Source organism: Bacillus sp. NMTD17 (assembly GCF_002998735.1).
Taxonomy (GTDB): domain Bacteria; phylum Bacillota; class Bacilli; order Bacillales; family Bacillaceae; genus Bacillus.
The window spans coordinates 36,271-59,045 of record NZ_PVRH01000001.1; the positions used below are offsets into that span (position 1 = coordinate 36,271).

General features: G+C 43.4%; 16 protein-coding genes. 3 read left to right on the forward strand and 13 right to left on the reverse strand.

What is annotated here, in order from left to right:
- Positions 1-24: 24 nt before the first annotated feature.
- Complete coding sequence (locus C6347_RS00190) at positions 25-951, reverse strand: manganese-dependent inorganic pyrophosphatase (protein WP_066031471.1); 927 nt, start codon at positions 949-951, stop codon at positions 25-27.
- 302 nt (positions 952-1,253) lie between these two features.
- Here C6347_RS00190 and C6347_RS00195 point away from each other — a divergent pair, with 302 nt between their 5' ends.
- From C6347_RS00195 to rplI, 3 genes are read left to right on the forward strand one after another with little or no spacing between them, the layout of a single operon-like run.
- On the forward strand, positions 1,254-2,192 hold the full coding sequence (locus tag C6347_RS00195; RefSeq protein ID WP_066031796.1) for a YybS family protein: 939 nt from the start codon (positions 1,254-1,256) through the stop codon (positions 2,190-2,192).
- A gap of 30 nt (positions 2,193-2,222) precedes the next feature.
- Entirely contained in the window at positions 2,223-4,202 is a 1,980-nt protein-coding gene (locus C6347_RS00200) for a DHH family phosphoesterase (protein ID WP_060597693.1), read from the forward strand.
- Positions 4,199-4,648, forward strand: a complete 450-nt coding sequence (rplI, locus tag C6347_RS00205; RefSeq protein WP_034323903.1) for a 50S ribosomal protein L9 — start codon at positions 4,199-4,201, stop codon at positions 4,646-4,648. The genes C6347_RS00200 and rplI overlap by 4 nt, the downstream gene beginning before the upstream one ends.
- Positions 4,649-4,689: 41 nt before the next feature.
- Here the strand turns inward: rplI and C6347_RS00210 are convergent, their stop codons facing one another.
- The 12 genes from C6347_RS00210 to C6347_RS00265 all read right to left on the reverse strand — a co-directional run bounded on the left by C6347_RS00210 (position 4,690) and on the right by C6347_RS00265 (position 22,672).
- Complete coding sequence (locus C6347_RS00210) at positions 4,690-5,904, reverse strand: CynX/NimT family MFS transporter (RefSeq protein WP_066031472.1); 1,215 nt, start codon at positions 5,902-5,904, stop codon at positions 4,690-4,692.
- Positions 5,905-5,926: 22 nt separating this feature from the next.
- Positions 5,927-6,073 carry a YycC family protein gene (locus C6347_RS00215; RefSeq protein WP_003214589.1) on the reverse strand — a complete coding sequence of 49 codons (147 nt, stop codon included), beginning with the start codon at positions 6,071-6,073 and terminating at the stop codon, positions 5,927-5,929.
- Between the two features lie 72 nt (positions 6,074-6,145).
- Positions 6,146-6,880 (reverse strand): alpha/beta hydrolase, encoded by a 735-nt coding sequence (locus C6347_RS00220; protein WP_060597691.1) that lies wholly within the window; start codon positions 6,878-6,880, stop codon positions 6,146-6,148.
- Positions 6,881-6,995: 115 nt separating this feature from the next.
- Positions 6,996-7,961, reverse strand: a complete 966-nt coding sequence (locus C6347_RS00225) for an ABC transporter substrate-binding protein (protein WP_034660636.1) — start codon at positions 7,959-7,961, stop codon at positions 6,996-6,998.
- A 98-nt stretch (positions 7,962-8,059) separates the two neighbouring features.
- On the reverse strand, positions 8,060-9,685 hold the full coding sequence (locus C6347_RS00230) for an AraC family transcriptional regulator (RefSeq protein WP_106071251.1): 1,626 nt from the start codon (positions 9,683-9,685) through the stop codon (positions 8,060-8,062).
- 124 nt (positions 9,686-9,809) lie between these two features.
- Positions 9,810-10,037, reverse strand: coding sequence for an MbtH family protein (locus C6347_RS00235; protein ID WP_025093680.1), 228 nt, complete (start codon positions 10,035-10,037; stop codon positions 9,810-9,812).
- A gap of 20 nt (positions 10,038-10,057) precedes the next feature.
- Positions 10,058-17,206 carry an amino acid adenylation domain-containing protein gene (locus C6347_RS00240; RefSeq protein ID WP_106071252.1) on the reverse strand — a complete coding sequence of 2,383 codons (7,149 nt, stop codon included), beginning with the start codon at positions 17,204-17,206 and terminating at the stop codon, positions 10,058-10,060.
- Positions 17,207-17,221: 15 nt separating this feature from the next.
- Positions 17,222-18,127 carry an isochorismatase family protein gene (locus tag C6347_RS00245; protein ID WP_106071253.1) on the reverse strand — a complete coding sequence of 302 codons (906 nt, stop codon included), beginning with the start codon at positions 18,125-18,127 and terminating at the stop codon, positions 17,222-17,224.
- 19 nt (positions 18,128-18,146) lie between these two features.
- Positions 18,147-19,766, reverse strand: coding sequence for a (2,3-dihydroxybenzoyl)adenylate synthase (locus tag C6347_RS00250; protein ID WP_106031724.1), 1,620 nt, complete (start codon positions 19,764-19,766; stop codon positions 18,147-18,149).
- A gap of 23 nt (positions 19,767-19,789) precedes the next feature.
- On the reverse strand, positions 19,790-20,971 hold the full coding sequence (gene dhbC / locus C6347_RS00255; RefSeq protein WP_106047968.1) for an isochorismate synthase DhbC: 1,182 nt from the start codon (positions 20,969-20,971) through the stop codon (positions 19,790-19,792).
- Positions 20,972-20,997: 26 nt separating this feature from the next.
- Complete coding sequence (locus C6347_RS00260; protein WP_106071254.1) at positions 20,998-21,783, reverse strand: 2,3-dihydro-2,3-dihydroxybenzoate dehydrogenase; 786 nt, start codon at positions 21,781-21,783, stop codon at positions 20,998-21,000.
- A 7-nt stretch (positions 21,784-21,790) separates the two neighbouring features.
- On the reverse strand, positions 21,791-22,672 hold the full coding sequence (locus C6347_RS00265) for an alpha/beta hydrolase (RefSeq protein ID WP_106071255.1): 882 nt from the start codon (positions 22,670-22,672) through the stop codon (positions 21,791-21,793).
- Between the last annotated feature and the right edge of the window lie 103 nt (positions 22,673-22,775).

Here is a 22,775-nt window from a genome sequence, read left to right on the forward strand (position 1 = left end):
ATGTCAGCAGTCTTGTTGTGTTGATTAAGAAAGTGCCTCTGTCAGTGCAGGTACCACTTGTTTCTTTCTTGATACAACACCTTTTAGTAAAGCGGTGTTGTTTTCAAGTGTGACGTTAAATGCTTTTTCTACTTTTGCAGCTTCTGCACCGAGTGCAAGAGCAAGGGAGTCATTTTCTAAGATGTCTGTGATCACTAGAACGAATAGATCAAGACCTTTCGCTGCGATGACTTCATTGATTTTCGCTTCAATGTCAGCCTGTCTTGCTGTTACTTCCGCGATATCTACTGTATTAACTTGCGCAATTTCCACTTTGCTATTGCCTAGTGCGAATTCTTTTGCATCAATTGTAATTAATTCTTGAACCGTTTTTTGGCTTAGGTCAGCGCCAGCTTTCAGCATGTCTAGGCCGTAAACTTCTGGATCTACCCCTGCAATTTTAGCTAGCTCATGCGCAGCATCAATGTCTTGCTGTGTGCATGTTGGGGATTTGAATAGCAAGGAATCAGAAATGATTGCAGATAAAAGCAAACCAGCGATTTCTTTTTCAATCTTCACTTGGTTCTCTTTGTACATTTTGTTTAAGATTGTTGCTGTACAGCCAACAGGCTCAGCGCGATAGTATAGAGGTTCACTTGTTTCAAAGTTGGCAATACGGTGATGATCAATGACCTCAGTCACTTGTACTTGATCAATATCGCTTACACTTTGTTGGAATTCGTTATGATCGACAAGAATGACTTGCTTTGTTTCGTTTGCAGCTGTTTCAATGAAACGAGGTGCTTCTTGTTTAAAGAAATCTAATGCGTATTGTGTTTCTCCATTGATTTCTCCAAGTCTGACCGCTTCTGCCTGAACGCCGATTTTGCTTTTCAGATCAGCGTAAGCGATAGCAGAGCAAATCGTGTCTGTGTCAGGGTTTTTGTGTCCGAATACGAGTGTTTTTCCCATGTGAATTCTCCTTCTTACATTTATTGATGATGTTTCTATTCTAACAGCTTTTGACCTTGAATTCAGGGTTTATAGCTAAGAATAATCTAAAAAATTGTAACATGCTGATTGAAAAGTTGCATGTACGAATCTATATTGGTGTTCCACGTGAAACGCTCCTAAGATAGCCTGCATTTTACTTGCGATTTGCCGCTATGGTAAAATAAAGGTTGGGGTAAGACATGGTGTAGCTTACATCGTACGTATACATAGAAGGACACATTGAGCAAGATATAGAAAAAGGATTGGATAGAGGTGAAGGTGTGAAACAAACAAAAGCGTTAGTAGAGGGCGCTATCATGATCAGTATTTTTTCTGTCATGATGCTGTTTTATTTGTATGTGCCGCTATTATCCATTATTTTCTTTCTAGCTGCTCCGATACCGATTATCCTCTATACAATCAGGCACGGCTTGAAAAAAGGAATTGCTGCTGGCGCTATTGGGATAGTGATCAGCTTTTTAATTGGGTCTCTTGCTGGACTCATGAGTGCGCCAATTCTGATTGCTGCCGGATTAGGCATGGGTGTTTTCTACAGCAGAAGGCAGCCTGGGAATGCCATCATTACAGGTGCGCTGATCTATTTATTCAGTTTTCTTATCTCCTTTATTGTCAGTGTTCAGCTTTTTCAAGTCGATATCATGGGTATCGCGAAAGAGTCGATTGAACAAATGATTCCGATGTTAGAGAGTGTCTTAAAGCAATCCGGCGCTTCTGAGCAGAACATTGCGAAGCAGCTGAAGCAGTTCAGAGAGATGCAGGATGCTGCTTTGAGTTCTTTGCCTGTAGCGCTGTTAATTGGTGTCACATTGCTGGCGTTCGTGAATCACTGGTTCGTGCAGCCTCTGATCAAACGGTTTGTCAAAGACATGCCGGTCTTGAAGAAATTTAAGGATATGCGGCTGCCAAAAAGCATGGTATGGTATTATTTACTCACACTGCTTTTGATGCTGATTCAGACGGAAAAAGGCAGCTTTTTATGGCTTGTTCAAACGAGTGCTTTTCAAATTTTATTTATACTGGTGCTTATTCAGGGATTTTCTTTTATCTTCTATTATTGCCACGAAAAAAGCATCTCAAAAGCGGTGCCCATTTTCGCTATCGTGTTAGGGGTTCTCTATCCGCCAGTCGGTGTGATTGTGCGTATTATAGGGATTGCTGACATAGGCTTTGATTTAAGAGAGAAAGTAAAAAACAAATAATTCACTCTGAATGTTGAGGAGTTGATATCAGTGCCAAGCTTCTATAGAAAACCTGTCATCAAGTATCCGATCATCGCTTTGATTGTCCTTGCGGTGGTCACAGTCCTCCTCAACCTTTATTATAATTGGATCATAGGAGCGGTTGGTCTTTTCGTTCTTGCAGGTGTGCTCTACTTCTTAAAGTGGGCAGATACGCAAGTGCAAAAAGAGATTGATTCATATATTTCAACATTATCCTATCGAGTCAAAAAGGTTGGAGAAGAAGCATTAATGGAAATGCCAATTGGTATTATGCTGTTTAATGACCAGTATTATATCGAATGGACAAATCCATTTCTCGCTTCGTGCTTTCATGAAAGCACGCTTGTCGGCAGATCTTTGTATGATACATTCGAGTCCGTTGTGCCTCTTATTAAACAAGAGGTCGAGACAGAAAATGTGACGCTGAATGATCGGAAATTCAAAGTCATTATTAAACGGTCAGAGCGCCTTTTATATTTCTTTGATGTCACGGAACAGGTGCAGATTGAAAGACAGTACGAAAATGAACGAACGGTGTTATCTTATATCTTTTTAGACAATTACGATGATGTCACGCAGGGTCTTGATGATCAGGTGCGCAGCACCATTAATAGTGAAGTGACGTCGCTGTTAAACAATTGGGCACAAGAATATGGCATTTTCCTGAAGCGAATTTCGTCTGAACGATTTATGGCGGTTCTAAATGAGAGCATTTTAGCAGAGCTTGAAGCGTCGAAGTTCTCCATTTTAGACGAGGTCCGTGAGAAAACAGGGGCGCATAGTGCGACGCTTACTCTGAGTATCGGGATTGGAGCGTCCGTTCCTTCTTTAAAAGAGCTTGGGGCACTTGCGCAGTCGAGTCTTGATCTTGCCCTCGGACGAGGCGGGGATCAGGTAGCCATTAAGCAGCCAAATGGAAAAGTGAAATTCTACGGCGGGAAAACGAATCCAATGGAGAAACGGACACGTGTACGCGCACGAGTCATTTCTCATGCTTTAAAAGAAATTGTATCTGAAAGCGGAAATGTCATGATCATGGGGCATAAGTTCCCAGACATGGACTCGATCGGTGCATCAATTGGAATTTTAAAGGTCGCCCAGGCCAATGGGAAAGAAGGCTATATTGTCATTGATGCCAACCAGATTGGTGACAGTGTTCAACGCTTGATTAGTGAGATTAAGAATTATGAAGATCTTTGGTCACGTTTTATCACCCCAGAGGAAGCCATGGAGCTTGCAGAGGATGATACATTGCTTGTGGTCGTGGATACACATAAACCGTCTCTCGTCATGGAAGAACGACTGCTCAATAAGATTGAAAATGTCGTGGTCATTGACCATCATAGACGAGGCGAAGAGTTTATCCGTGATCCATTACTTGTCTATATGGAGCCGTATGCTTCATCCACAGCAGAGCTTGTGACAGAGCTTTTAGAGTATCAGCCGAAGAAATTGCGTATTAACATGATTGAAGCTACTGCGCTTCTCGCAGGGATCATCGTGGATACGAAGAGTTTCTCGCTGAGAACGGGATCAAGAACGTTTGATGCAGCATCCTATCTTCGTGCGAAGGGGGCAGATCCTGTCCTTGTGCAAAAATTCCTAAAAGAGACAGTTGATCATTACATCAAACGGGCAAAACTCATTCAACATACAGATTTGTATCAAAATCAGGTGGCGATTGCTTCATTGCCGTCAGACAGCTCGGAGTATTATGATCAAATTACGATTGCCCAGACGGCTGATTCTCTGTTGTCAATGAGTGAGGTAGAAGCGTCATTTGCTGTCGCTAGACGAGATGACAACACGGTGTGCATTAGTGCGAGATCATTAGGAGATATCAACGTCCAAATTATCATGGAAGCGTTAGATGGCGGCGGTCATTTGACTAACGCTGCCACCCAAATGTATGGTATAACCATTGAAGAAGCGGTAGAGCAGTTAAAAGCTGCCATTGATGAATATTTCGAAGGAGGGGTTCAAAGATGAAAGTCATCTTTCTAAAAGACGTAAAAGGCAAAGGGAAAAAAGGCGAAGTCAAGAATGTAGCTGACGGATACGCTCACAACTTTCTCATCAAACAAGGGTTAGCGGTTGAAGCAAATCCAACGAACCTAAGCGCATTGGAAGGGCAGAAAAACAAAGAGAAAAAGAATGCCATCCAAGAGCTTGAACAAGCGAAGCAACTAAAAGAGACACTTGAGGCGTTAACAGTGGAGCTCACTGCAAAATCAGGTGAAGGCGGTCGTCTGTTTGGATCGATTACAAGCAAACAAATCGCTGATAAATTACAAAAAGATCATCAAATCAAACTCGATAAGCGCAAAATCGAGCTGAATGACGCCATCCGTGCATTAGGTTACACAAATGTACCGGTGAAGCTTCATCCAGAGGTACAAGCAACGTTAAAGGTTCATGTGACAGAACAAGCATAAAGCAGAAAAGAACCCGTCTCACGAGGAGGCGGGTTCTTTTTTTATGATGGATCTGAAATATAGACGCTTCGTCCGGCTCGCATACCGGATAAAAACATGAAAAATAGGATGATGATAAAGATGATAATGGATGGCGTCCATGTATGTGTGAGATCAAAAAGGATACCGATCATGAACGGACCAACGGCGGCTAATAAATAACCGAGAGACTGCGCCATTCCGGAAAGGGCAGCGGCTTGCTCCATATTGGTCGTTCGTAACCCGATAAATGTGAGCGCCAGACTGATGCTGGCACCTTGTCCAATACCGATCAATAAAACAGAGATCACGAGAATAGGCGTCGATCCTCCGAGAAGAAGTCCGATCATGCCGAGTAAATACACAAGGACAAGTCCGAAGACAAGCGGTCTTTGTGTTTTTAATTTTTCTGCAAAAACAGGCGTTAAAAAGGTGGATGGCAGCCCAGCAAACTGCATAATGGACAGCATCCAGCCGGCTGTCGACAGGTTCATTCCATGTGATGTTAAAATATCGGGAAACCAGGCGATGCTGCTATAGAAAAGGAATGACTGCAACCCCATAAAAAAGGTCACCTGCCATGCGACACGTGAACGCCATATTGGCTGCTCTGTGAGCGAAATGCTTTTGACGGCCGCTGTGTTCTGATGAAGAAGCTGTGGCGCCCAGACCATCATCGCGAGAAGAGCAAGGCCAGCCCATACGAGGAATGATGTATTCCAGCCGCCAGGCATCGTATGACTGAGTGGAACACTGACACCTGATGCAAGTGCCGCAAAGACGGACATCGAGGTCGTATAAACGCTCGTCATCAATCCAGCATGTGCAGGAAATTTATGCTTCACGAGCCCCGGTAAGAGCACATTACATATTGCAATCCCGACACCGACAAGCGCGGTTCCCATCATTAAGAAGATGATCGTGCCAAACGAGCGAATCACAATCCCAAATAAAAGGACAGCAAGCCCAAGCCAAAGGGTTCGTTCATTGCCAAGACGTTTTCCGATTTTAGGTGCAATTGGAGAAAGCAATGCGAATGAGAGCAGTGGTAATGTTGTGAGAAAACCCGCAAGTCCATTTGAAAGCTGTAAATCGGAACGAATGGCGCCGATGAGAGGCCCCACGGACGTAATGGCAGGCCGCAGATTAAATGCAATGAGTAAAATCCCAGCAATCAGCAGGATGGTTTGTCCTTTACTGCGAGGATGTAATGTTGATTGTTCTAGATGTTGTTCCATGAATGTAAACTCCTTTATTTCTTTAAGAAGAACGATCTTTCTTCTGTTCAAGTTCTGCTAGTTTAGCGATTAAGATATGCTGCGGCATGTGCATGATTTGTTCAATGGGTACATTGAGTGATGCCGCAAGTTTTTGTGCTGTATCGGCTGAGATTTGTAAAGGTCTCATGAGCAAATCCCTCCTCTTTCAATCTATACGTTCCAATATAACATATCGGCTTTGTGCCATGCTGATAAAAAATTAGAGTTCTCTTTTATAAAACCACTTTATGGCCGATAAGAAATTTTTTTGAAATTGTTTCAGATGATGGCCCTCCCCTTGTTCGATGTGATATTGCAGCTGCCAATCCTGCATCCCTTTCTGTAATAAAAGGTCATGTAGTTGTTTGTTGAATAAAGGCATGTGCTGTTGAGCAGATGTTTTGCCTTTACCTTCTTCACTGCCTACAGATAAATAGACAAGGTGCTCCACACACTGAATGCTTTGTTGTTTAGCAAACGGTAGAAAATCTTGATACCAAAATGACCCAGAGATAGATGCGATGTTTTTAAAAAGGGCAGGGTGCATCAATAGGGTATAAATAGCAAATAGTCCACCTAATGAAGCACCTACGTGACTATGTTGATGACAGGTCTGCTTGACTGGATATTCTCTTTTGATATATGGGAGCAAGTCATTTGCTAAAAATGACATATACGTCTGTGCCTCGCCATTAAAGTCAGGAAACTCAGAACGCAGTGATGACGCCTTCCATGGTGTATATTCATCAAGTCGATTGAAGGGGTGTATGCCGACAATGATGATTGGCGAGATGGTATTGGCTTCGATCATTCTTTCGATCTCTAGCAGGTGTGTTCTAAACAAAGAAGAGCCATCTTGTACAAAGACAGCTGGAACATCAATAGAGGTGTCCTGTGGAAGGTAAATATCAAGCTGACGCCCATTAAACTCGTCATATAGAAACGTTCCGTTCATGTGTATTCTCTCCTCAAGGTTTTCAACTACGCTGAAAAGAAGACAAAGAGCTAAAAATAAAGATCATTTTAGCCCTTTGTCAACAATCTGATCGCGCAAATTGGCGCTTCTTTTTTTAGTTGTTTTTCTCTAACCATTTGACAGCTTTATCAAGGAAGGTTGTTTTGCTTAGTGCTGTTCCTCCTTGAAGCATAGGATCAACGACATTTGCATTGATGTGCCCATTTTTCACAGCTTTTAGGCTTGTCCAAATTTTATTTTGCTCTAAGTCCTTCAATGCGTTTGGATTCGATGAGTTTTCCGCTTTAGAGAACTGAACAAAAATATAGTCAGGATTTAGTTCGCCCAGGCGCTCCATCGAAATCATCGCTTGTGCTTTGGCTTTTTTGATATCACTTGGTGCTGAAAATCCTAAGTCCCCATATAAGGTTGAGTTGAAGTATACGTCTTCAGGATACACGTACAGGTCGCCCTGTCTAATGCGTAAAATGACAGCTGTTTTGTTGTTGCTTTTGTCTTTCAGGGTTTCTTTCGCTTGTTTGAGATCTTTCTGATAATCAGAAATGATGTTTTTGGCTTCTTCACTCTTTCCAGTCAGCGTACCGAGCAATAAAAGATTGCTTTCCCAGTCAGAAGAGACATGGGATACTGGGATCGTCGTTTGGACTTTATCCAGTTTTTTAATTGTTGCAGGCGGGAACTTTGTTGATCCGAGTATCACGTCTGGTTTTAGTTTTAAGATTTTCTCTAGGTTTGGTTCTGTTTTTTCACCGATGCCTTCTGTTTTCGCTGTGATGTCTTTAAATAATTCAGGGAATGTGCCGCCTACGGTAGAAGCACCAATAGGTTGGATACCAAGTAATTTTGCATCTTCCATTGATTCTAGGCTTCCAGCAATGACGATTCGTTTCACTGGTGTTTTGAGCTTGTACGTTTGATCTAAGTAATTGATTTTTGTTTCTGTTGCTTCAGCTGACTTGCTTTTGGCTGTGTTTGAAGCAGGTTTATTTTCTGTAGCACCACAGGCTGCTGTGGTGATCGTCATGATACAAAGGGTAAGCAATGCTAACCATTTTTTCATTTGTTTTCTCCTTTAACTGATAATTGTTCTCAATTAAAGATTGTATTAGGCTTTCGTCCTTTTAGCCATAGACAATTCTCTATCAAATGATGGACTTTTTACGGAAAAAAAGATAAAAGGTCCTGAATGACTCGTTGATGACTGGCTGCTGTGTATTCACGCCAAGGGTCAGAAGCGAGTGGATAGACTGCTTGTTGACTCACAGCCTTGAGATTTTGCCAAGCCTCCTGTTGCTTTAACTTTTGATAAAATGCAATGGTTTTTGGCTCCTTATGCAAGAAGAGGAAGATGGCGTCTGGGTCTAGCTGTTGTATGGAACGAATGCTGATTTTTTTTTCTATTAGCTGACCATCATTCTGAAAAGCTGGCAGAAGACCAATGTCATGAAAAATCACTTCTGACATGGTGCGATTTACAGACAAGTAGAGCTGATCTTGAAAGATACGAAGAGGCAGGACGGTTTTTGGTGGATGATCAACAAGGCATGCCTTTTTCGCTTGAATGACGATTTCCTCGTAATGAAGCAACCATTCTTCTGCTTCCTTCGCTTCGTTCAGGAACATAGCTGTTTGTCTGAATTGAGCGCGCCAATTCAATTGTGTGAATGGAACAAAGTGAACAGGACAGATGGTTTTCAACACTTGTTTTTCTTCCTCTGTCACATGATCATTGGCAATGATCAGCTCAGGTTTTGTTTCCTTTAATTGCTGTAAATTGGCTTCAGCGTGCTCGTTGATACGATGTGCACTCAGGTGAATCGGAATTTCTTCTGCATGATGCTCAAAATCATGTGCTGTCCATTTAGGATGAAGAGGGGCAGCATATGGGATGATATGAATTGGTGTGAGCTGACCGAGTATGGAATGACCATAGGCTGCAATTTTCCGCTGACGGCTTTTCATATAAGCAGAAGGGGTCATGCCAGTTTTTTTCTTAAAGATGCGGCTAAAGTAATAGGGATCTTGATAGCCGATTTCCAGTGCAATGTCTTTGAGCTTTGCATTGCTTTTTGCCATTAACTGTTTGGCTCTAGCCATCCTTTTCTTGGTGATATAATCAGTGACACTCACATCAAAATGCTTTTTAAATAGCTCACTGTAATGATTGGCGCTGATGCCAGCCATATGAGATAGACTTGTAAGGCTGAGGGGTTCTTCGGAATGTTGATCAATATATTGTTTTGTTTTGAAAAGGGCATGTGCCGTGTCACAAATATCTTCTTTATGCAGTGTGAAAAGCTGTATAATGAGCTGTTGAAAAAGAGTTTGGCTTCTAAAAAAGCTAATGGATTCAGGTCTTTTCCATTCCTCTGTCATTTCAGGCAGTAAAGAATGAATTTGTTCAATCGAGCTAATATCGATAAATTGCCATACATTCAGTAAAGAACGGGCATGTTCAGTTGATACTTCTCCTATGTTTTGATCTTGCAGTGTGTAGAGCTGAAAGCGAAACAGATAGAGCTCGTGTTTTCGATAAGGCTCTGTTTTCAACATAAATGTTTCCCCAGGCATGATCGTATAGAGTGTCAGATTTTTCAATCGCCATTTTTGATCGTTCAATGTGAGTAAACCGCTGCCGCTTATGCTGAAGAGGAGGCAGAATGTATCTGATAGCTGTTGCTCCGTATGCGGAAGCTCTGCATTATTTATTTTTTCAGTATATGTTAATCGATAGATGAATTGTTCGGCATTTGCCATTGTACGTAATTGATTGTTATTTCCCATAAAACCACCTGATCTCTTAATGATTGATAAACATTCTCAATTAAATTGTAGCAGAAAGGGCTGGAAAGATGGTGATGTTTATTCTGTCAAAAAAGCACCCTGAGTGAGATCAGGGTGCGATGATTTATTCCGTTTTTCCATGTGCTAGGGCAGGTTCTTTTGTTAAGCTTAAAGGCCGTAAGTCCTGCCAGTGTGTCTGGATATAATCGATGCAGGCATTTCTAGTGTCTTCACCAAAGACCTTTTCCCATCCATCTGGCACTGGTGCAAATGATGGCCAAAGTGAATGCTGTCCTTGTTCATTGACAAGCACAAGAAAGACACCGTCTTCACGATCAAAGGGATTTGTCATTTGTCATCTCTCCTTTATTCTTAGTGCTTTTGTTTGACCCGATGCAGTGTGTTGTCTAAGATGACACCGATTTCTGCTAGGGGTTTAGGCTGGCACATGTCTTTGTGCCGGCAATGAATGTCGTGCTGTTCAATTTTTCCGTTGATATAAGGTGCCCATGCTTCGGGATCAATTGGTGTAAACCAATCTGGGATAATGGTAGATCTAAAGAATAATATATCTCCATGATAAGTTTTTGGCTGATATTCTCCGAGCAATCGAACTGAATTGACATAGGTTTCTTTTAGATTTCTAATGGCATCTTCACTTAAGCTTGCTAGTGCACTGCCATCTTTTTTCAAGATGTCGACGGCACTTTTCATTGTGAGCGGTTCATCTGTTAAGGTATCTGGATCATAACCGCCGAGCGCAAGAAGAGCGATTAGTGCTTCTTCTTCATCAGGTGCTTCTTTAATCGGTAAGAAATGGTTCGGATAGGCATCCAGCATCGCAACGAGTGAGATTTCTTCACCTTGCTGCTGGAGCTGTGTAGCCATTGCCTGTACAACGTTTCCGCCTAGTGACCAGCCAAGAAGATGATAAGGGCCTTTTGGCTGAATCGTTTGGATGTGCTTGATATAATCCGCAGCCATATCATCTAGTGTGCGCGGGTAGTCATCTTTTCTTGCGATTCCTCGTGCCTGTAATCCATAAATAGGGATGTCTTTCTCTAATGTATTCAAGAGACCTGCATAGCACCAGCTAAGACCACCTGCTGGGTGAACACAGAAGAGAGGATATCTTTCTCCATTTGTTCGTAGTGGCAGCAAGATTTCTAGTGCGTTTTCATCGCTTCCTGTTTCTAGTTTCTCTGCCAAACTTGCAACATTTGGTGCTTCAAACAACGTTCCGATGCTTAGTTTGACACCAAGTGCATCACGAATGCGGCTGATTAAACGAACCGCAAGTAAGGAATGCCCGCCAATGTCAAAAAAGCGATCGTCAATGCTGATTTTTGGCAAATCAAGCACCTCTTCAAAGAGATGACATAGGATTTCCTCCTTCGGATTTCTTGGGCCGCGGCCATCCGTTTGCTTTATATGCAATTGAGGTGCCGGCAGTGATTTTTGATCAAGCTTCCCGTTTGCTGTAAGTGGCATGGTATCAATCTGTACATATGCCGCAGGCACCATGTAATCAGGAAGACTGGCTGCGGCAAAATGACGAAGGGTCTCTGCATCGAAACAGTCTTCTTCAGTTTTTACGATATATGCGACTAAGCGTTTGTCACCAGGCTGATCCTCTCGCATAATGACGGCAACTTGTGCAACTGCATCGTGGCGTGCCAGAACGGCTTCGATTTCTCCAAGTTCAATCCTAAACCCGCGTATTTTAATTTGGTGATCAGCTCTGCCAATGTAATCAAGTGCCCCTTCTTCTGTCCAGCGTGCGAGGTCACCTGTACGATACATCCTTGTGCCAGGTGCTCCATAAGGGTCGGCAGGGAATCGATCTGAGGTCAGGTCAGGCCTGCTTAGATAACCTCTTGCCAAGCCAGCTCCAGCTACATACATTTCACCTGTCGTCCCAGGGGGAACAGGTTGTAGGTATTCATCTAGTACGTAAACGTGTAGATCAGGAATCGGTTCGCCTATTAAGCTACTGGATTTCTTTGCGATCATGTCTCGATTGAGTATATTGTACGTAACGTGTACGGTGGTTTCTGTAATGCCGTACATGTTAATTAGCTTTGGCTTACAGTCTGGGTGACGGCTGTACCAATCTTCTAATCTGCTAAGCTCTAATGCTTCACCGCCAAAGATGACATAGCGGAGTGATAATGCTTGACCAAGTGTCTGTTGTTCCTTGTCTATCTGCATGAGCTGATAGAAGGCAGAAGGTGTTTGATTAAGCACAGTCACACCTTCCTCGACTAGAAGCTGCAGCATCTCTTCTGGAGAGCGAGAGATGGTATGAGGTACAATGACAAGTCGACCTCCATATAAAAGTGGTCCCCATATTTCCCATACTGAAAAATCAAAGGCATACGAATGAAACATTGTCCAAACATCTTCTTCATCAAAATGGAACCAATGTGCAGTAGATGTCAGAAGACGGATGACATTTTGGTGTGGGATGACCACTCCTTTTGGTTTCCCGGTAGAACCGGATGTATAAATAATATAGGCCGGATGCAGAGAAGATAGTGGCTCAATTCTGTCTATATCAGCCGGATTGTGATTTGGCGTAGTCAGCAATTGATCGCTCGTTTCTTTTTCGTCTAACAAAATCAAATCGCAATCAGCAGGGAGATGCACTGCATCTGCTTTTGTTGTGATGCTGCAAACGGGTTTGGCATCTTGTATCATGTATGCCAGCCTGTCTGCTGGATAGTCAGGATCAAGCGGAACATAGGCTGCGCCTGCTTTATGAACGGCTAATAAGCTTACGAGCATATCGATTGATCTAGGCAGGGCAAGTGCAACGAACTGTTCTGGTCCAACGCCTCTTTCTATTAATAAATGAGCAAGTCGATTGGCTTTGTTGTTTAACTCTTCATAGGTAAGCTGTTGATTGCCATCCGTTACAGCCACTCGATCAGGGTATTGCTGCGCCGTTTTTTCAAATAAGGCTGGGAGACTAGGTGCTTGGTCTAACTGAGCGAATGTCTTTTTGTCAGGGAGAAATGTTTGTCGTTCTTTATCCGACAAAATGTTCACTTGACCAATCGGCAGGTGTGGGCGCTCAGCTACTTCTGTTAAAAAGCGCTTCATTCTGTCAGCGATTGCTCGAATGGTGCTTTGTTTAAATACATCTGTACTGAATTCAAACAAACCTGTTAATCCTGCTGCTGATCCAGTTTCAGTTCTTTGTTCTGTCAATTCGATGGTCAGATCAAATTTAGCTGACCCTACTGGTTTCACGTAGAGATCTGAGTCAAGTTGTGTCAGCTTCATTTCCGCCTTCGGTGTATTTTGGAAGGCAAGCATGACCTGGAACAATGGATTGCGTGATCTGGATCGGGTTGGATTTAGGATTTCGACTAGCCGTTCAAATGGCAGATCCTGATGCTCATAGGCTGCTAAGTCAACGTCTCGAACTCGCTTCAATAGCTCACTAAAGGTTGGATTACCAGCTGTATTTGTACGTAATACTAGTGTGTTCACAAACAATCCCACAATGTCGTCAAGTGCATCGTCATTCCGTCCAGCAATTGGACTGCCAATTGGGATATCTGTCCCCGCCCCAAGGCGTGTCAGTAATGCTGCAAGTGATGCTTGAAGCACCATGAACAAACTCACTTGATGCTGCTTTGCAAGCTCAAGGAGCAGCTGGTGTAAAGCGGGCTCAATCGTAAAGTCTATCGTAGCACCGTTGAAGCTTCCTTCCTGTGGACGCGGGAAGTCATAGGGAAGCTCCAGTTCTTCTGGCAGGTCATGTAAGGCACCTGTCCAATAGCTTAGTTGCTTGGCAAATAGACTATCCGTCTCTTCTTCACTGCCCAACAGCTTCTGCTGCCAAATAGCATAGTCAGCATATTGAACAGGTTCGGCTGGCAAGGAGAGTGATTTCCCTTGTATACGTGCTTCGTAAGCAGCAGCTAAGTCTCGTGTCAATGGTGCAAGTGACCAGCCGTCACCAGCGATGTGATGCAGCAATAGAAGCAGTACGGATCGATTTGCATCAAGCATGAATAAATCTGCTCGCAGTGCGGGTTCTTCTTCAATCTTAAAGCTATAGCGAATGGCTTCGTTTAACTGATTCTCAATTTGTTGATCGCTTGAAGCTGTGACATGGAGTTCAGGCTGAACACTTTTTGGATGTAAAATGACCTGTCTTGGCATGCCGTTCTTATTTGGAAAAATGGTTCTAAGGGTTTCATGTTTTTCAGTGATATCTGCCAATGCACCAATTAAAGCTTTTTGATCTAGTGTACCTGTCAGCTGAATGACAAGTGGGATATTGTAAGTTGGACTTGGCCCTTCAAGGCAATGAAGGAACCAGAGCCGTTTTTGGGCAAAGGATAACGGAATCTCATCTGGCTTGTTTTCTACCTGAAGCGGCGGCCGAATGTCCTTCGCTTTGTCAATGTGCTGCGCAAGCTCAGCAACTCGAGGTGATTCAAAAATGGTACTCATGCTTAGGTCTGCACCAAGTGTATCGCGTATACGTCTAAGCAGACGAGCGGCGAGTAAGGAATGTCCGCCTAAGTCAAAGAAACTATCATCTATGCCAATTTGAGATAGGCCAAGGGTTTCTGCAAATAAACTACATAACATGTCTTCTTGGGGCGTTCTAGGTGTACGGTCAGAACTAACTAAAGACATATTTGGTGCTGGTAATGCTTTGCGATCGATTTTGCCGTTTGGTGTAAGTGGAAGGTCTGGCAAAACGACAACAGCAGAAGGTACCATGTAATCAGGAAGTGATGCAGCCACAAACTGCCTGAGCTCTGAAGGGTGCAGAGAAGTGCCATCTGTCAGCACAACATACGCACAAAGCAGCTGTTGTCCAGGTTGATCCTCACGAACGATAACAGATGTATGCTTTATGGATTGGTGTTGCATAATCACGGTTTCGATTTCACCTAGTTCAATACGGAAGCCGCGGATTTTAATTTGATGATCGGCACGGCTGATATAATCAATTGAACCATCCTCACGCCATCTGGCTAAATCACCAGTACGATACATTCTCGTGCCTTTTGTACCGAATGGATCAGCCACAAAACGTTCAGCCGTTAAATCATATCGTCCAAGATATCCTCTGGATACTCCTTCACCTGCAATATAAAGTTCACCGATTGATCCTGCTGGGACAGGGTTTAGCCCTTCATCTAAAATGTAAATACTCGTATTCCAAATGGGTTTGCCAATTGGCGGCCCGCTATTCTCTTGATGTGCTGTGACATTTTCCATCGTAGACCAGATCGTCGTTTCTGTAGGTCCGTACAAATTGGTAATGTCGCATTGAAGAGATTGCAATGTGTGCAAAAGGGAGGCAGGGAGTGCTTCTCCTCCAACAAGAACACGCATACCTGTTATCACGTCAGGGTATTCATCTGCCAATACATGCCACAACGTTGGTGTTGCCTGCATGATTGTGACATGATGAGAACGAATCATGTCTGAAAGCTTTGCTGGCTCTTGTATGATTTCTTTTTTTGCCAATAAAAGAGCAGCCCCATGTAAGAGTGGGAGGAACATTTCTAGCCCGGAAATATCAAAGGCAATGGTCGTTACCGCTAAAAGCTGGTCTCCTTGATCTAATAAAAATGAATCTTGCATGGACAATATAAAGTTGATCACATTTCGTTTTGTTACAACAACACCCTTTGGTTTGCCTGTCGATCCTGACGTGTAGAGGATGTAAGCCGGGTGATGTGGAGAGCCTTCGTTCCAGGTCGGATTGAGATGCGGACTCCCTACGATCTCCTGATAAACAGTTGAATCATCGAGTTGAACGATGTGTGGATGGTCCAAACGGTCTGCGGTCTCTTTGACTGTGAGCAAGCACGCTGGTTTGGCATCATTTAGCATATAGGCGACACGATCGCTAGGGTAATCAGGGTCTAATGGCAGATATGCGGCTCCTGTTTTGACGACGGCCAACAGACTTACGACCATATCGATGGATCGAGGCAGAGCAATTGCGACAAATTGTTCTGGTCCGATGCCATGCCTTTTCAAATAATGAGCTAATTGATTTACCCGTTGATTTAACTCTTCGTAGGTCAAAGTGGTTCCTTCAAACTGTATTGCTTTTGCTTGTGGTGTTTTGCTGACTTGTTTTTCAAATAGTTCCCGTAAAGATTCTTTTGGTAATTCTCGTTTTGTATCATTCCAGTGCTTGAGGATGTTCTCTTTTTCTTTAGACAAAAGAAGGTTGAATTGACTGATTGTCTGATCTTGTTCTAGTCCAGTTATTTCCTCCAGCAATTGAAGAAAACGATGCTGATGAGCGTCAACTGCTTGCTCTTTGTAAACGGCAGGGTTTGCATCAAAGTCGATTTGAAATCCGTTCCCGTCCGCGCGGTCGTATATGTTGATCGATAAATCATCTACGGGTCCTGCTGAAAGATTATGTGCTTGACCAATGCTCTGATCGAACATGAGATCATAATCAAATGGCATGATATTGATCTGTGGGCCGAATAATCGTTGATTTCTTCCGATGAGTTTAAAGTCTCTCCGCATGTCTTCGTGACGATATCTTTGATGAGGCCGAATGGCTTTCAGTTCATCAGATACTTGGCGAACAAGTGCTGAGAGCGTCATTTCTGGTTTGCATGTTAAACGAAGCGGTACTAGGTTCATGACCATTCCGGGTGTTTGCAAGGCGCAAGATCCAAGGCGCATCATAACAGGCAATCCTAAAACAATATCGTGTGCACCAGTCATACGATGCATATATAGAGCGGATGCGGCAAGAATCATTTCATGCCAGGTACAACCGAAAGCTTGAGCAATTTTTTTCATTTTGCTTACCTTTTCAGCATCATAGCTAGCGGTTTTTCGGATAAAATCATCTGAAGTTCTTGGGGCAAGCTCAGCAAGGCTCACAATTTCAGGTTGATCAGCAAAGCGATTTTTCCAAAACGCTCGATCCTCTTCATACCGATTGGACTGTTGATAGGTGATCTCCTCTTGGACTACGTCATGTAAGGCTCCAAATGTTTGAGGAGGCACAGGTGTCCCTTTCGATAGGGCTGAATAGACCTCAGCAACACGGCGTGCAATGAGCGAAAAGGCGAATCCATCAATGGCAATGTGATGAATGCGCTGATACCAGATAAATCGGTCGTCAGCAAGTTGAAAAAGTACTTCACGGAATAATACATCTTTCTCTAAAGAGACTGATGTTGAAAGATCTGCATTCATCCATGCTTTAGCCGCATCAAGCGGCTGTTTTTCATATTGTAAATTGATATATTGAAATGGAATCTCTTTCTTAGATGTAAACCATTGCTTTGGACCGTCAGTATCCTCAACGAAGCGCATATACAAGGAATCTGCTTCTAAGACAGTCTTTCTAATGGCTGCTTCAAAGTGTATGGGGTCAATATAACCTTTAATATCTATATACTCAGCTGTATTGAAAATGGGATTAGATGGATCAAGCTGCTGCGCATACCATATGCCTGATTGGGCACCGGTTAGTGGGAATGAATCGACTGACTGGATCGACAAGGGTCTATACCTCCTTTACATGTAATCAATATTTGGGATAGATGGCTGTTTTTCTGAGAAAAGAAGAGTTCGCCAATGAGTGAGCGTTGGATTTGCTGCAAGCTCAACGAAATTGACTGTCATTCCTTGCTGTCTCCACTTTTCCGCTAGGCTCATCATTCTAATAGAATCAAGCCCAAGGTAGACGAGATTCTCGTCAAGCGGTATTTCATTCGGCTTGATTTCGAGATACTCAGCTACTTGGTGAAGGATGGCCTCAAAAGATAGGTCATCGTCTGCTTCCTGTCCTGTTAAACGACTAATGATTTGGTTTGTCGTTGTGGTGACCGCACAGCGTTCAGCTGCATAGGTCATTGCCATTTTGTGATGCTTAAGTGAAAAGTCAGCAACGGCATCGGCGACAAAAAAGGTTTCAATATCGAGCATGAATGCTTCTGCGGCTGTCAGCATACAGCCAATATGTGCATATACGCCAGTAATGATCAGTTGATCACGCCCGCCTTCTTGAAGAATATCTAAAAAATTGGATTTTTTGAATGCGCTATAACGCCATTTTGTCAGCATTGTATCTGCTTCAGATGGAGCAAGCTGATCAATGATTTTTGTCAATGCTTCATCATCACCAAGTCCAGGTCCCCAAAAATCTGTTAATAAGGCACGATCCTTCGGGTCTTGGTCACCAGGTTGAGCTGTATAGACGACTGGAATTCCAAGTTCATTGCATGTATTACGTAATTGTTCAATATGTTGAACTAACTCTGTGATCGGTGATGTATCTTGTTGAAATGCATTTAAAAAATATTGTTGCATGTCATGTATCAGCAGAACAGCACGTTTCGGATCCGGTATCCAGTTCACTTTATTTTCGGGTAAATCTTGTGTGCTCGGCATTGGATACGCAGGAATAGTAGGGATTGCCATGGTTTTCACTCCTCTTTTTTTATACGTTGGCAGTATGGATTGCAGCTAATTCTCTTAATGCTTTTTTACTGACTTTGCCTACACCTGTTTGTGGGAACGCATCGATCCATTCAATGCGGTCGGGAATTTTATAGGCAGCGAGCCCGCGTTCTCTTAGAAATGACTTTAATGCGTGTGGTGCTGGCTTGTTGTTTCCTTTTGCAATAACAAAGGCACATGAGCGTTCGCCAAGAAATGGATCTGGCATGGACACCATGGCGGCATCATGAATGTCAGGGTGCGCAAGTAAATGGTTCTCAACTTCTTCAGCGGCAACCTTTTCGCCACCACGATTGATTTGATCCTTGTCTCTGCCTTCTACAACAACATTTCCTTCTTTGGTTAATCGCACGATGTCACCTGTTCTGTAAAAGCCATCGGGTGTAAATGCTTTTTTGTTTTGTTCATCAGCTTTATAGTAGCCACGAATCGTATAAGGTCCTCTTGTTAAAAGATGTCCAGCCACTTCATTCGGGACGGGCTTGTCCTCATCATCTACCACTAGTACCTCATCATATTCAGACATCGGGCGTCCTTGTGTATGAATAATGACATGTTCAGGATCATTTAATCTGGTATAGTTGACCAGACCTTCTGCCATGCCAAAAACTTGCTGTAATTTACACCCAAGGGCAGGCATCACTCGTTTTGCTGCCTCAGCACTGAATTTAGCACCACCTACTTGCAAGACCTCAAGGCTGGATAAGTCATCTGATCGATGAGGAGCAGCCTCTAGCCAAATCAATGCGATAGGTGGAACGACAGCGGTAATGGTTGCTCGTTCTTTTTCAATGAGTGGAAAGACTACATCAGGGCTTGATCCAGGTGCAAGAACGACTCTTCCACCTGCGTATAACGTCCCAAGGACTCCAGGCGAGCTTAATGGATAGTTGTGTGCAACTGGAAGTGTAGCTAGATACACACTATCTTGTGTAAGCTCGCACACCTCATTGCTTTTCCAAAGACTATACATATAGTCATCATGTGTGCGAGGAATGAGCTTTGAAAGGCCTGTGCTGCCTCCAGATAACTGAAGAAACGCAATATCGCTTGCCTCTACATGAATTTGAGGATCGAGTGATGGGTCTTTGCGCAGATCATCCAAGGAAAGGAATTCCTCAGCTTCCCCTGCGACAATGACATGAGGTAATGAGGAAAGCTTTTCTTTCACTTGACGTGCGAGTGATCGATAATCAAAGCCGCCATCGATATCTGGTATGACATATGCGTCTGCTTCGGCAAACTCAATGAAATAAGTGATTTCACTGCTTCTATGAGATGGTAGCGAGAAGACGGGTAAAGCACCGATTCGAAATAAAGCGAAAATGACTTCAAAAAAAGCAGGAATGTTAGGAAGCTGAACGACAACTCGACTTCCCTTTTGAATTCCAAGCTGATGAAAACCGGCGGCAAGACTGCTGACGCGCTCATCAAGTTCTTGGTAGCTCATGTGCGTATCAGCATATGTAATTGCTGTTTTATTCCCTAACGATGCGGCGCGTTCACGAAGCATGCCGCTAAAGGTTTCCCCACGCCAACAGCCGTTTTCACGGTAGCGTTTTGCAAATTCTTCTGGCCATGTAGGTGGTTGAACAAACATGTTTTGTCATCTCCTATGTATTTTTATAACTGATGGATGCCCATCGCATGAAGCATCGTGTTGAATTTTGCAGATGTTTCGGCTAGCTCTTCTTCTGCCTTTGATCCTTTGACCACTCCTGCACCAGCAAAGAGGCGAAGGGAGTGCCCCTCAGCTTCTGCACAACGAATGGTGACAATCCAATCACCATCACCATTTGCATCTGACCAACCGATCATTCCTGTGAAAAATCCTCGATCGAAGGGTTCAATCGCTTGGATTGCTTCACGAGCATCTGCTGTAGGTGTTCCGCATACTGCGGGTGTTGGATGAAGGCTAAGCGCTAAATCAATTGAGGATACACCTGCATCTGCTAATTCACCTTTAACGACAGTAGATAAATGCCACATCGTTTCTGTTTGTATGACGGATGGTGATGCAGGCACATCTAGTGTATGACAGTAAGGAGCAAGCGCTTTAGTGACAGCATCGACAACCACTGCATGCTCGTGTAAATCCTTCGCTGAAGTAAGGAGTTCATCGTGACGACGCTGGTCTTCTACTGGATCTGAACTGCGTGGCCGAGAACCAGCAAGTGGATTGGAAATAACAGTTGAACCAGTTTTTGAAAGAAGCAGCTCAGGGCTTGCCCCAAGCAGTGTGCGCTTTTGGGAAGATTCCGGGTCAGCTACATTTGTAGCAAACGTATAGCCAGTCGTATTATGACGAGCAAGTCGTTCAAGTATTGCTTTCGTATTAATTTCTCGATTTGATTTGAGATGGAGAGATCTAGAGAGTACGATTTTGCTAAGCTCTCCTTTCTCAATTTTAGCTAACCCTTCGTTCACACCATTCATGTAGACATCTGGAGAGGGGACAGGTGTCACCTCATAGGATGGAGCTGCCATTTCCGACTCCTCATCACCTTGATGAAATTCGAGTGGATCACTAAACTGTACATGGATTGGAACACTTAAACGAACGGGTTGCGCCGGATCAAACGGAACAGCACCAGCAACAATCGGTGTTCGAATACCAGCTTGTTTGGCAGCGTCAAATACGTGAGCTACCCTTGTGGATAGTTCATTTAGCTGATTGGTTTCAATATGCTGGAAAATCCCTTCTGCCAGTATCGTACGTTTAGGGGAAGCAAGGAAAAAAGCGCCTGGCTGATAGTCTTGAATCAACTGTACTTTTTCTTCTGACGACAATATTGAATGTTTCATGAAAAGGCCTCCTTTTTGATGAAATGCTAGATTCCGAGTGTTGCGCCACCATCAATCGTGAGATTCTGCATCGTAATATGACTGGATTGCTCAGATGCAAAGAAGATGACTGCATCAGCGATGTTTTGAGAATCAGCGATTTTTTGTAAAGGAATACCGGTTTTATACGTCTCTAATGAACCTTTAATCACCTGATCTGCTCCTTGTTCATCAGACCATAAAGCCCATTGCATAGGTGTTGCGGTAGAGCCAGGAGAGACGACATTGCATCTGATTCCATAGGCTGCTAGCTCTAATCCAAGCGTTTTTGTAAAGGAAGTAGCTGCGGCTTTTGATGCGGCATAGGCAGCCATATTCATTCTAGGGATGGCACCTGCGTTAGAGCTGACGGTCACAATGACCCCTTCTGATCTTTTCATCATGTATTTGGAGACAGCTTGAGATACGTAAAAGACACCATGTGTGTTGACTGCGAAGGTTTGTTGCCAGTCATCTGCACAAAGCTGGTCAATAGAACCGATTCGAAGAATGCCTGCTACATTGACTAGTAAATAAATGGGTCCGAGCTGCTTTTCAATTTGATCGACAATGTGCTGAACAGAAGCTTGATTGGTAATGTCACCTGGATAGGCAAAGGCGCGTATGCCTTCATCATTCATTTGTTGGATGGTGCTTTGCAGCTGATCTTCATTTGCGTCAACTGCTGCAATGATCGCACCTTCTTCGGATAGTCTTTTTGCGACTGCTTGCCCAATACCTTGTCCTGCACCTGTGATAAGGGCAATCTTTTGAGATAGACCACTATGTTTCATGTGTTCACTACCTTTCTTTCATGTCTGTGGTTGTTAAAGGATCATCATGATAGAGTGCAAAACGGAAAGCGTAATTCATCAGCACCGGTAAAACGGACGTATGTCCTTCTTCAGGGAACTCATGATAGGCCGTATGTAAGCCATATGAGGATAAAGGCAACATACGATTTGCTAGTGACTTTGCATGATCATTCATTTGACATGGATGATGTTTTTCTAGCTCACCTACACCTACAAACAGCCTTACATCCATAGGCACCTGACGTACACGGTTGGTGAATTGGTATTCTTTTTCTAGAAATAATTTTTTATTCCAGTGGATAGAAGGACTGCCCGCAATATATGTCTGATAAGCATCAGGGTGCTCAAATAGTGTGTGTAATACAAAAAGACCGCCAAGAGAATGCCCAAACAGTGTTTGACGACTCAGGTTGATCGGAAAGCGTTGCTCGATATAAGGCTTTACAGTCTTTTCTAAAAAAGAAAAGAAAGCAGAGGCCCCGCCATATGTATGGATGGAGAAGTCCTTTCTTTTGCCCCCAATGGAAGCATCAGGGCTGGTAAGAGTGAGATCATAATGCCTGAGCGGATGATAGGGCGCTTCTGTCTGATAGCCAATTCCAATAATGATGGCAGGTACGACACCTGTTTTTTCAGGTCTTCTTGACTGTAAACGAATGGCTTCGACCATTGTGCCAAAAAGTGAATTCCCATCAAGCACGTACATGACTGGAAAACCAGCCGCTGGAGGAGTAGTATTCGGTTTAAATATAAAAAGTCTGTATGGGTGTGCTGTGATATCCAGTTGCTCCGTCCCAGATATAAAGAAAGGACGGCTTTCTCCGAAAAGTGAATCCTCAGTACCCATTCCTTCAGGGCGTTTGGACATATGTAAAAAATCTCCTTCCTCAAATTCGACCCTCATACGATGATAAAAACAGGCTTGCGGATATTGGATGAGTGTAGTAATTGAAGAATGGTTTCTCCAAATG

Bases quoted from the DNA above. Each gene is read 5' to 3' on its own strand.
- C6347_RS00190 (WP_066031471.1), bottom strand. From the start codon at position 951: ATGGGAAAAACACTCGTATTCGGACACAAAAACCCTGACACAGACACG.
- rplI (WP_034323903.1), top strand. From the start codon at position 4,199: ATGAAAGTCATCTTTCTAAAAGACGTAAAAGGCAAAGGGAAAAAAGGC.
- C6347_RS00210 (WP_066031472.1), bottom strand. From the start codon at position 5,904: ATGGAACAACATCTAGAACAATCAACATTACATCCTCGCAGTAAAGGA.
- C6347_RS00215 (WP_003214589.1), bottom strand. From the start codon at position 6,073: ATGAGACCTTTACAAATCTCAGCCGATACAGCACAAAAACTTGCGGCA.
- C6347_RS00220 (WP_060597691.1), bottom strand. From the start codon at position 6,880: ATGAACGGAACGTTTCTATATGACGAGTTTAATGGGCGTCAGCTTGAT.
- C6347_RS00225 (WP_034660636.1), bottom strand. From the start codon at position 7,961: ATGAAAAAATGGTTAGCATTGCTTACCCTTTGTATCATGACGATCACC.
- C6347_RS00230 (WP_106071251.1), bottom strand. From the start codon at position 9,685: ATGGGAAATAACAATCAATTACGTACAATGGCAAATGCCGAACAATTC.
- C6347_RS00235 (WP_025093680.1), bottom strand. From the start codon at position 10,037: ATGACAAATCCCTTTGATCGTGAAGACGGTGTCTTTCTTGTGCTTGTC.
- C6347_RS00245 (WP_106071253.1), bottom strand. From the start codon at position 18,127: ATGGCAATCCCTACTATTCCTGCGTATCCAATGCCGAGCACACAAGAT.
- C6347_RS00250 (WP_106031724.1), bottom strand. From the start codon at position 19,766: ATGTTTGTTCAACCACCTACATGGCCAGAAGAATTTGCAAAACGCTAC.
- dhbC (WP_106047968.1), bottom strand. From the start codon at position 20,971: ATGAAACATTCAATATTGTCGTCAGAAGAAAAAGTACAGTTGATTCAA.
- C6347_RS00260 (WP_106071254.1), bottom strand. From the start codon at position 21,783: ATGAAACATAGTGGTCTATCTCAAAAGATTGCCCTTATCACAGGTGCA.
- C6347_RS00265 (WP_106071255.1), bottom strand. From the start codon at position 22,672: ATGTCCAAACGCCCTGAAGGAATGGGTACTGAGGATTCACTTTTCGGA.